Consider the following 9,664-nt stretch of genomic DNA (forward strand, 5'->3'; position numbering starts at 1 on the left):
ATGTACACGGTTTCGGTCCGCGACCATTTCATGATCGCCCACAGCTTCCGCGGCGCCGTGTTCGGCCCGGCGCAGAAGCTGCACGGCGCCACCTATGTCGTCGACCTGGCCTTCCGCCGGGCCGAGCTGGACGAGGACGGCATCGTCGTCGACATCGGCCTGGCCTCGGTCGCGCTGAAGACGGTGATGGGCGAGCTAAACTACCGCAACCTGGACGAGGAAGCGGCCTTCGCCGGATGGAACACCACGACCGAGGTGCTGGCCCGCACCATCTTCGACCGCATCGCCGCCCGGATCGCGGCGGGCGAGCTCGGGGCCGGCGCGGCGGCGATCGAGAGCCTGGCCGTGACCTTGCACGAATCGCATGTCGCCTGGGCCTCCTATGAGGGCCGGCTGGCGCGATGATCGAGCGGGTCGCGTTCCTGCTGCCGGGCGACCCGGAGTCGCGCACCGGCGGCTACATCTACGACAAGCGCATCGTCGAAGGGCTGCGAGGCCTCGGCCGCCGGGTGACGCTGCACCGGCTGGCGGACGGCTTCCCCTTTCCGGGCCGGGCCGAGATGGCGGAGGCGGCCGCGGTGCTGCGGGGCCTGCCGGACAACGCCCTGACCGTGGTCGACGGGCTGGCCTTCAGCGTGCTGCCGCAGCCGATGGCGGCCGAGGCCGCCCGGCTGCGGCTGGTGGCGCTGATCCACCACCCGCTGGCCTTCGAGAACGGGCTGAGCCCGGCGCAGCGCCAGACGCTGGAGGCGAGCGAGCGGCAGGCGCTGGCGGCGGCGCGGCGGGTGATCGTCACCAGCCCCGGCACCGCCCGCGACCTGTACGGCTACGGCGTCGCGGCCGGGCGGATCGGCGTGGTGCTGCCGGGCACCGATCCGACCCCGCCGGCCCAGGGCTCGGGCGAGGCGGCGCCGGTGCTGCTCTGCGTCGCCACGCTGACGCCGCGCAAGGGTTATCTCGACCTCGTCGCCGCGTTGCAGCGCCTGGCCGGGCTGCCCTGGCGGCTGGTCTGCGCCGGCAGCCTGGAGCGCGATGCGGAGCATGCCAAGGCGGTGCTGGCGGCGGTGGAGCGCGCCGGCCTGTCCGGCCGCATCAGCCTTCTCGGCGAGATCGACGAGCCGACGCTGCTGCACCATTACGACCGCTCCGACCTGTTCGTGCTGCCGTCGCATCACGAGGGCTACGGCATGGCCCTGGCCGAGGCCTCGGCTCGCGGCCTGCCGATCGTCAGCACCACCGGCGGCGCGATCCCGGACACGGTGCCGCCCGATGCCGGGATCCTGGTGCCGCCGGGCGATGTCGACGCGCTGGCCGAGGCGCTGCGCCGCCTGCTGACCGATCCAGGCGCGCGGCTGCGGCTGCGCGAGGCCGGGCTGGCGGCGCGCGCCCGCCTTCCCGGCTGGCCGGCCCAGGCGGCGGCCTTCGCGCATGAACTGGACCTGGTCGGCTAAGCCGCGACCCCGCGCAGGTCGAAGTCGAACAGCACGTCGCCGCCCATCGCATAGGTGCGGCAGGGTGGGCGCAGGGCCTGATCGAGATGGGCGATCTCCGGCAGGCGCAGGCCGCCCTTGCCGGAGCCGATGATGATCGGCGCCACCGCGACATGCAGCCGGTCCAGCACCCCGGCGGCGAGGAAGCGCGACACGGTGGTGCCGCCGCCCTCGATCAGCACCCGCCGCAGCCCGCGCGCCGCCAGCGCCTCAAGCACCGCGGCGGGGCACGGGTCGTCGAGGCCGATGATCTCCGCCCCGCCGGCCGGGCGGTCGGCACGGTCGGCGGCGCAGAGCAGCAGGGTCGGGGCGGCGCCGTCGGTGAACAGGCCGTGGCCGGCATCGAGCCGGCGGCCGGGATCCAGCACCACCCGCACCGGGTTCGGACCGTCGACCCGGCGCGTGGTCAGCCGGGGGTCGTCATGGGCGACGGTGCCGGCGCCGACCAGCACGGCATCGGCCAGCGCCCGCAGCCGGTGCAGATGGTCGAGGTTGCAGGGGCCGGTGACGTATTGCGACTGGCCGCAGCCGGTGGCGATGTGGCCGTCGATGCTCTGGCCGAGATGGGCCAGGGCGAAGCGGCCCTCGGCCTCGGCGAAGGGCCGCAGCAGCGCGATTCGGTCGCGCGCCGCGGCGTCGGAGGGCAAAGGCGCCTCCGGCCGGCCGGCGCGGCGGTCGAGCAGCCAGATCCAGGCGGTGTCCATCATGCCTCGGCCCGCGCATAGATGTCGCCGGAGCGGTCCCCCGGCGATCGAGTCAACAGCCAGGCCCGCAATTCGTGCCCCTCCCGCCAGTTCGGCCACAGGAAGCGCCCGGTTTCGCCGATCGAGACCTGGAAGCGGCAACTGCCCAGCGCCTCGATCCGGTCGAGCGCGGCGAGGGTCGCCGCCAGCGCCGCCGGGACGTATTCGACCGACAGGCAGGGCAGGGGGCGAGAGAGGCCGGCCAGCACCTCGGCCTCGAAGCCCTCGACATCGATCTTGCAGAAGGCCGGGACGCCGAAGCGGTCGATCAGCGCGTCCAGCGTCGTCACCGGCACCTCGACCTGCCGGTCCCATCGGATCGCGGCGAAGCCCTCCGTCCCCGACACCGTCTCGATCCAGCCGGGCGACAGGCTGGCGACGGTCGGCGTCCGGCTGCTGAGATGCAGCACAGCGGTGCCGGGGGCGGCGCCGACCGCGCTCTCGACCAGGGTGATGCCGGGATGGCCACGGAAGCTGCGGCGCAGCAGCCGGGCGAGGTCGGGTTGCGGCTCCACCGCCACCACCCGGGCGCCGAGACCGACCCAGCACAGGCTGCGGTTGCCGACATGGGCGCCGATGTCGAAGCACAGGTCGCCGGGCCGGATCAGCGTCGAGAAGAACCGGCGAAAACGGGCGGAGCGGCCCGGGATGCCGCGGTAGATGGCGAGTGAGCGGGCGATGCCGGCGGCGCGGGCGATGGCGTTCATGCCGGCAGGCGCCGGCGCCACAGCCAGGCCACGTCGCGGCCGAAGGACCAGCCCAGCAGCGTGAGCGCGCCGGCGGCCAGCGTCGTGGCGAGGGCAGGCGGCACCAGCGGGGTCAGGCAGGCGATCAGCGCCAGGATCTGGATCACGCAGACGGCCTTGCGGGCGACGCTGTCCGGCACCGGCCCGCGCAGCCAGGGCCAGGCGGCGCCGGCCAGGACGTAGAGGTAGCGCATCGCCCCGATCAGCAGCACCCAGGCACCGACCTTGTCCCATTGCCAGGCCAGCACCGAGAGGACCAGGACGAAGAAGGCGTCGGCCTCCATGTCGAATCGGGCGCCGAAGCGGGAGGCCAGGCCGCTGCGCCGTGCCGCCCAGCCGTCGACCCCGTCCAGCGCCAGCGCCAGCGTGGCGAATCCGGCGATCAGCCACAGGCAGTCCTCGTCCGGCGCGGCCGTGCCCATTAGCGCGGCCAGCAGGCAGATCAGCACGATGCGCGACAGCGTCACGGTGTTGGCCGGGCCGAAGCGGCGATGCGGGGCATGGGCGGCGAGGCCGGCCAGGATCAGCGTGGCGATGCCGCAATACAGCAGTTCGGCCCGCGCCACGAAAGGGACGCCGAGCGCGGGTTCGGCGGCGAGCGGCAGCGCCAGGACGGCGAGCGCCAGCGCCCCCGCCGTCAAAGGCCATCGCGCCTGCCGCTGCAGCGCGCCGCGAAAATCGGTCTCGTCCCGCATAGTGCTCCAGCCGGTCGACGCCATCATCCTACGCGACTCTTCGGCGAAACCGTGACGCAGGTCACAGTCGGGGCACTGGACAATCTGCCGCCCGGCTTGCTCTATGGCGCAAATGGGGTTGCCGGGACTGCTTCAGCCATGGCCGAGAGAAAACGTCCGCTCGTCATCGTCACGCGCAAGCTGCCGGATGTCATCGAGACCCGGATGATGGAGCTGTTCGAGACCCGGCTGAACCACGACGACGTGGCGCTGGACCGGGAGCAGATGATCGCCGCGATGGGCGAGGCCGATGTGCTGGTGCCGACGGTGACCGACCGGATCGACGCCGAGCTGCTGGCCAAGTCCGGGCCGCAGTTGAAGCTGATCGCCAGCTTCGGCACCGGTGTCGACCACATTGACCTCGGCGCCGCCAGGGCGCGCGGGCTGACCGTGACCAACACCCCCGGCGTCCTGACCGAGGACACCGCCGACATGACCATGGCCCTGATCCTGTCGGTGGCCCGCCGGCTGGCGGAGGGCGAGCGGCTGGTCCGCGGCGGGCAATGGACCGGCTGGAGCCCGACCGGCATGCTCGGCGCCCGGCTCGGCGGCAAGCGCCTCGGCATCATCGGCATGGGCCGGATCGGCCAGGCGGTGGCGCGCCGGGCCCGCGCCTTCGGCCTCTCGGTGCACTATCACAACCGGAACAGGGTGCATCCGGAGGTGGAGGCCGAGCTGGATGCGACCTTCTGGCCCAGCCTGGACCAGATGCTGTCGCGGATGGACATCGTTTCGGTCAACTGCCCGCGCACGCCGGCGACCTTCCATCTGCTGTCGGCCCGGCGGCTGAAGCTGCTGCGCCGCGACGCGCTGATCGTGAACACCTCGCGCGGCGAGGTGATCGACGAGACGGCGCTGGCGCAGATGCTGAAGCAGGGCGAGCTGGCGGGGGCCGGGCTCGACGTGTTCGAGCGCGAGCCGAACGTCAACCCGAAGCTGCTGAAGCTGCCCAATGTGGTGCTGCTGCCGCATATGGGCTCGGCCACGCTCGAGGGCCGCATCGACATGGGCCAGAAGGTGATCGTCAACATCCGCAGCTTTGCCGACGGCCATGTGCCGCCGGACCGGGTGCTGGAGACGGAGTTTTAAGGCCGTCGGCCTACAATCACTGTCCCTGCCGTACCGTCTGGTGCAGCGACGCGATGGTCTGGGCGTCGAGCCGCAGCGCCAGGGCCAGCTGTTTCAGGAAGCGGCTCTCCTCCGGCGAATCCATGGTCACGGTCAGCAGCGCCGCGGTGTAGACCTGAGCCGCCTCCTGCGGCCCGCCGACTCCGGCCGCCAGCTGCTCCGGCGTCGCCGGGCTGTTCAGCTCCTGCTCGATGAAGGCGCGCTCTTCCTCGTCCTCCTCGCCGAGATGGCCCTGGATCGCCGTGGCCTCGGCCTCGTCGATGGTGCCGTCGGCCGCCGCCGCGGCAATCATGGTGCGGATGATGCGCTGGGCGGTGTCCTGCCCGATCAAGGGCGCTGCCTGGGTCCCGCCGCCGACCGAATCGGCCATGTCGAGGAAGCCGCCGCCGGCCCCGCCATTCGCGACCGAAGCCGGGGGCGCGGCCGGCGTGGCCAGGCCCCTCGGGGATGCATCGCCTGAGCCGCCGAGGCCGCCCAGCAGCCCGCCGCCGCCGCGGTTCTGCAGCGCCTGCATGGCGATCGTGCCAATGATCGCCATCAGCCCGCCGCCGAGGCCCCCGCCAAGCCCGCTGCCGCCTCTTTGACCGCCTGCAAGCCCGCCGAGGATGCTGCCGAGCCCGCCACCGGACGCGCCGCCGCCGCCCAGACCCTCGAGCAGCCCGCCAAGTCCTCCCAGGCCGCCGCCCGATCGACCCGCCGGTGCGGCGCCGCCTCCACCCAGCACCTGGCTGAGGATGTCGCCGATACCCCCGGAGCCACCTCGGGCTCGGCCCATGCCGCTTCCAGCCAACGCACCCAAGAGCTTGTCGAGATCCATGGTCTCTCTCCCTCGGTTCGCGGCTGCCTGCCGGCCGTCGCGTCGTGATGCCGCTAGGGACAACCCTGCCGGAAGGGGAGGTGTTCCGCGAGGTCTTCGATGCCGGCCTCGACCGCGCGGGTCTCGCGGGCCAGGAAATCGGCCACGGCGCGGCGGAAGCCGGGATCGTGGATCCAGTGCGCGCTGTAGGTGCGGACCGGGCGGTAGCCGCGCATCACCTTGTGCTCGCCCTGGGCCCCGGCCTCGACCCGCTTCAGGCCGCGGGCGATGGCGAAGTCGATCGCCTGGTAGTAGCAGGCCTCGAAATGCAGGAAGGGATAGTCGCGGCCGTCGCAGCCCCAGTTGCGGCCGTAGATCGTGTCGCTGCCGATCAGGTTCAGCGCCCCGGCGATCCAGCGTCCGTCCTTCTCCGCCATCACCAGGGCGATGCGGTCGGCCATGGTCTCGCCGATCCGGGCGAAGAACTCCCGGGTCAGGTACGGGTCGCCCCATTTCCGGTCGCTGGTGTTGATGTAGAAGCGGAAGAAGGCGTCCCAGTGCCGCGGCTTCAGGTCGTCGCCGGTCAGCACGGTCAGCCGGATGCCGCCCTCGACCGCGCGCTGCCGCTCCTTGCGGATGTCCTTGCGCCGGCGGCTGTTCAGCGTGGCCAGGAAGTCGTCGAAGCCGGCGTAGCCCTCATTCTCCCAATGGTATTGCTCGCCGATCCGCTGCAGCCAGCCGGCGGCGCCGAAGCGCGACCAGTCGGCCTCGGTCGGGAAGGTGACGTGGACGGAGGAGACCTTGTGCGCCAGCGCCGCCTGCTCCAGCCCGTGGATCAGCAGGTCGGCGGTCTGCGCCGGCGCGCCGGGACGGACCAGCAGGCGCGCGCCGGTGACCGGGGTGAAGGGCACGGCCGACAGCAGCTTCGGATAATACTCGCCGCCCGCCTGCTCATAGGCCCGGGCCCAGCTGTGGTCGAAGACGTATTCGCCCTGGGAATGGCCCTTGAGGTACAGCGGCACGACGCCCAGCAGGCGTCCGTCCGGCTCCTCCAGCACCAGATGCTGCGGCAGCCAGCCGGCTTCGGCGGTGGCCGACCCGCTCTGCTCCAGCGCCGACAGGAAGGCGTGCGACAGGAACGGGTTGTCCGGCCCGGCGCAGGCATCCCAGGCCGAGGCGTCGAGGGCGGTGATGTCGGCGACGAGCTTGAGGCTTGCCTCGGGGGTGCCGTCGGGCATGGGGCCGGTCTCTCGCATGTGCGAAAGCCTTAATCTGGGCTCGGCGCCGGGCGGGGGCAAGCGTCGCGGCTGGTTTTGAGACGCGACGATCGGGTGCTGGCCGTCAGTCCGGCACGGTCCCGGGCGGAAAGGCGGCGGCGTGGGCGGCGATGGCGCCGGCGGTGGTGATCCAGACCTCGCTGCTGCGGGCAGCGATATGAGCCAGGGCGCGGCGCAGCTGGCGCAGCCGGTAGGGCTGGCCGACGATGTAGGGATGCAGCGCCACGCCCATCACCAGGGCCTGGCCATGCGCCTGCTGCTCCAGCATCTCGTCGAACTGGCCGATCACCATGTCGGCGAAGGCGTCGGCGTTCATCTTGCGGGCCACGATCGCCGGGATGTCGTTCAACTCCTGCGGGTAGGGCACCGACAGGATGCGCCCCACCCGGGTGCGCATCCACACCGGCTGGTCGTCATGGCACCAATCCAGCAGGTAGTCGTACCCCGCCTCCTGCAGCAGGTCCGGGGTGCGCAGGCTCTGCGAGATCCAGGGGCCGAGCCAGCCTTTTGGCGGCGTCCCGGCATGGCGGGCAATGGCGTCGGTGGCGCGGCGGATCAGCGCCGCTTCCTCCGCCTCCGGCAGCACGCCCTGGCGTTCGGAGTTGCTGTGGCCGTGGCCGACGATCTCGTCGCCGCGGGCCTGGAAGGCGGCCGGCAGCTCCGGACAATGATCGTAGATCGACGCGTTGACGATGGCGGAGCAGGGCAGGGCCAGGCTGTCGAACAGCTCCAGCAGGCGCCAGGCGCCGACCCGGTTGCCGTAGTCGCGCCAGGCGTAGTTCAGCACGTCCGGATGCGGCCCGCCCGGCGCCAGCTCGGCTCCCAGCCCCTCACCGAAGGCGAAATGCTCGAGGTTGAGGCCGAGATAGACGGCGAGGCGCGTCCCGTCCGGCCAGGCCGTGCCCGGCCGGCGGGTGATCGCGCTGTAGCCGAAGCGGTCATGGCCCGCCAGCGGCGTCCCGGCCATCGGTCGGGATCAGGCCAGGCCGGGCCGGGTGGCGAAGGGGGCCTCGGTCTTGGCCCGGATCTCCTCGACCGTGACGCCGTCGGCGACCTCGGTCAGGGTCAGGCCCTGGGGCCCGATCTCGAACACGCCGAGCTCGGTGATCACCAGGTCGACCACGGCCTTGCCGGTCAGCGGCAGGTCGCAGGCGTCGAGCAGCTTCGGCGTGCCGTCCTTGGCGTTGTGCTCCATGATCACGACGACGCGCTTGACGCCGGCGACCAGGTCCATCGCCCCGCCCATCCCCTTCACCATCTTGCCGGGGATCATCCAGTTGGCGAGGTCGCCCTCCTTCGACACCTGCATGGCGCCGAGGATCGACAGGTCGATATGCCCGCCGCGGATCATGGCGAAGGAATCGGCCGAGCTGAAATAGCTCGACTGCGGCAGCTCGGTGATCGTCTGCTTGCCGGCATTGATCAGGTCCGGGTCCTCCTCGCCCTCATAGGGGAAGGGGCCCATGCCCAGCATGCCGTTCTCGCTCTGCAGCGCCACGGTGATGCCGTCGGGGATGTAGTTCGCCACCAGCGTCGGGATGCCGATGCCGAGATTGACGTAGAAGCCGTCCTCCAGCTCGCGCGCGGCGCGGGCGGCCATCTGTTCACGGGTCCAGGCCATGGTCTGTCTCCTGCTCAGGCGGCGCGCGGGCGGGTGGTGCGCTGCTCGATGCGCTTCTCGTAGTCCTGGCCCTGAAGGATGCGCTTCACATAGATGCCGGGGGTGTGGATCTGGTTGGCCTCCAGCCCGCCGACATCGACCAGCTCCTCGACCTCGGCGACCGTCACCTTGGCGGCGGTGGCCATCATCGGGTTGAAGTTCCGGGCGGTCATCCGGTAGATCAGGTTGCCCTCGGTGTCGCCCTTCCAGGCCTTGACGATGGCCAGGTCGGCGAACAGCCCGCGCTCCATCACATACTGGGCGCCGTCGAACTCGCGCACCTCCTTGCCGTCGGCGACGATGGTGCCGACGCCGGTCTTGGTGAAGAAGGCGGGAATGCCGGCGCCGCCGGCGCGGATGCGCTCGGCCAGCGTGCCCTGCGGGTTGAACTCCAGCTCCAGCTGGCCGGACAGGTACTGCTGGGCGAACAGCTTGTTCTCGCCGACATAGGACGAGATCATCTTCTTGATCTGGCCGCGGTCGAGCAGCTTGCCGAGGCCGACGCCGTCGATGCCGCAATTGTTCGAGATCACCGTCAGGCCCTTGACGCCGCTCGCGGCGATGGCGTCGATCAGCTTCTCCGGGATGCCGCAGAGGCCGAAGCCGCCGGCCATCACCATCATCCCGTCGCGGAGCACATCGGCCAGCGCCGCCGTGGCATCCGGATAGACCTTCTTCATCCCGTCACTCCCGTCAGCATCAACTGGGCGCGCAGGGACTAAAGCGGGGCGGCGGGCGGGAGTCAATCGAGGCCGCGCCGCACCCCGGCCGGTTTGCGGCAGGGGCCGGAGGCCGCCTCCGCGACCGAGCGTGATGCCCGCTGGCGCCGCTCGCGGATGCTTGCCCAGATCCATCGGCATGGCTGAACCGTGCCGGCTCGTCGGCGTGCGCAGCCGATCGCATCGGCGCCGCCGCGACGGGGCTGGCACGAAGCTGCCGCCATCGCCATTCTGTTCCCCGAGACCATCAGGGGCGAGGGGCGAGTGAGCGAACGGCCGGACGACATCTTCCAGGATGACCTGGCTCCCGCCCGTCGCGGCTGGCGCGCCCGGCTGGGCGGCCTGTTCCGGCGCCGGGCGACCGGCACCGT

General features: G+C 71.7%; 11 protein-coding genes. 3 read left to right on the forward strand and 8 right to left on the reverse strand.

From position 1 onward, the window contains the following. Entirely contained in the window at positions 1-405 is a 405-nt protein-coding gene (locus AB4Z01_RS11860) for a 6-pyruvoyl trahydropterin synthase family protein (RefSeq protein ID WP_441693690.1), read from the forward strand. After that, positions 402-1,451 carry a glycosyltransferase family 4 protein gene (locus tag AB4Z01_RS11865; protein ID WP_441693692.1) on the forward strand — a complete coding sequence of 350 codons (1,050 nt, stop codon included), beginning with the start codon at positions 402-404 and terminating at the stop codon, positions 1,449-1,451. The genes AB4Z01_RS11860 and AB4Z01_RS11865 overlap by 4 nt, the downstream gene beginning before the upstream one ends. Here AB4Z01_RS11865 and AB4Z01_RS11870 read toward each other — a convergent pair. From AB4Z01_RS11870 to AB4Z01_RS11880, 3 genes are read right to left on the reverse strand one after another with little or no spacing between them, the layout of a single operon-like run. Next, complete coding sequence (locus tag AB4Z01_RS11870) at positions 1,448-2,197, reverse strand: RibD family protein (protein WP_441693694.1); 750 nt, start codon at positions 2,195-2,197, stop codon at positions 1,448-1,450. The genes AB4Z01_RS11865 and AB4Z01_RS11870 overlap by 4 nt on opposite strands. Beyond that, positions 2,194-2,940 (reverse strand): FkbM family methyltransferase, encoded by a 747-nt coding sequence (locus tag AB4Z01_RS11875; protein WP_441693696.1) that lies wholly within the window; start codon positions 2,938-2,940, stop codon positions 2,194-2,196. Before AB4Z01_RS11875 ends, AB4Z01_RS11870 begins: the two co-directional genes overlap by 4 nt. Further along, the gene (locus tag AB4Z01_RS11880; protein WP_441693698.1) at positions 2,937-3,701 is read right to left on the reverse strand and encodes a CDP-alcohol phosphatidyltransferase family protein; all 765 of its coding nucleotides are present in this window, start codon (positions 3,699-3,701) and stop codon (positions 2,937-2,939) included. The genes AB4Z01_RS11875 and AB4Z01_RS11880 overlap by 4 nt, the downstream gene beginning before the upstream one ends. A gap of 111 nt (positions 3,702-3,812) precedes the next feature. Here AB4Z01_RS11880 and AB4Z01_RS11885 point away from each other — a divergent pair, with 111 nt between their 5' ends. After that, positions 3,813-4,802, forward strand: a complete 990-nt coding sequence (locus tag AB4Z01_RS11885) for a 2-hydroxyacid dehydrogenase (protein ID WP_441693700.1) — start codon at positions 3,813-3,815, stop codon at positions 4,800-4,802. 16 nt (positions 4,803-4,818) lie between these two features. Here the strand turns inward: AB4Z01_RS11885 and AB4Z01_RS11890 are convergent, their stop codons facing one another. From AB4Z01_RS11890 to AB4Z01_RS11910, 5 genes are all read right to left on the reverse strand, one after another. Then, complete coding sequence (locus AB4Z01_RS11890) at positions 4,819-5,658, reverse strand: DUF533 domain-containing protein (protein ID WP_441693702.1); 840 nt, start codon at positions 5,656-5,658, stop codon at positions 4,819-4,821. Positions 5,659-5,711: 53 nt separating this feature from the next. Next, the gene (locus AB4Z01_RS11895; protein WP_441693704.1) at positions 5,712-6,875 is read right to left on the reverse strand and encodes a GNAT family N-acetyltransferase; all 1,164 of its coding nucleotides are present in this window, start codon (positions 6,873-6,875) and stop codon (positions 5,712-5,714) included. A 103-nt stretch (positions 6,876-6,978) separates the two neighbouring features. After that, entirely contained in the window at positions 6,979-7,881 is a 903-nt protein-coding gene (locus AB4Z01_RS11900) for a polysaccharide deacetylase family protein (RefSeq protein ID WP_441693706.1), read from the reverse strand. Between the two features lie 9 nt (positions 7,882-7,890). Further along, the gene (locus tag AB4Z01_RS11905; RefSeq protein ID WP_441693708.1) at positions 7,891-8,535 is read right to left on the reverse strand and encodes a CoA transferase subunit B; all 645 of its coding nucleotides are present in this window, start codon (positions 8,533-8,535) and stop codon (positions 7,891-7,893) included. Between the two features lie 14 nt (positions 8,536-8,549). After that, positions 8,550-9,254: a CoA transferase subunit A gene (locus AB4Z01_RS11910; protein ID WP_441693710.1), complete on the reverse strand. Its 705-nt coding sequence runs from the start codon at positions 9,252-9,254 to the stop codon at positions 8,550-8,552. Positions 9,255-9,664 lie beyond the last annotated feature (410 nt).

Origin of the sequence: Inquilinus sp. YAF38 (assembly GCF_052113205.1) — a bacterium.
Taxonomy (GTDB): domain Bacteria; phylum Pseudomonadota; class Alphaproteobacteria; order DSM-16000; family Inquilinaceae; genus Inquilinus.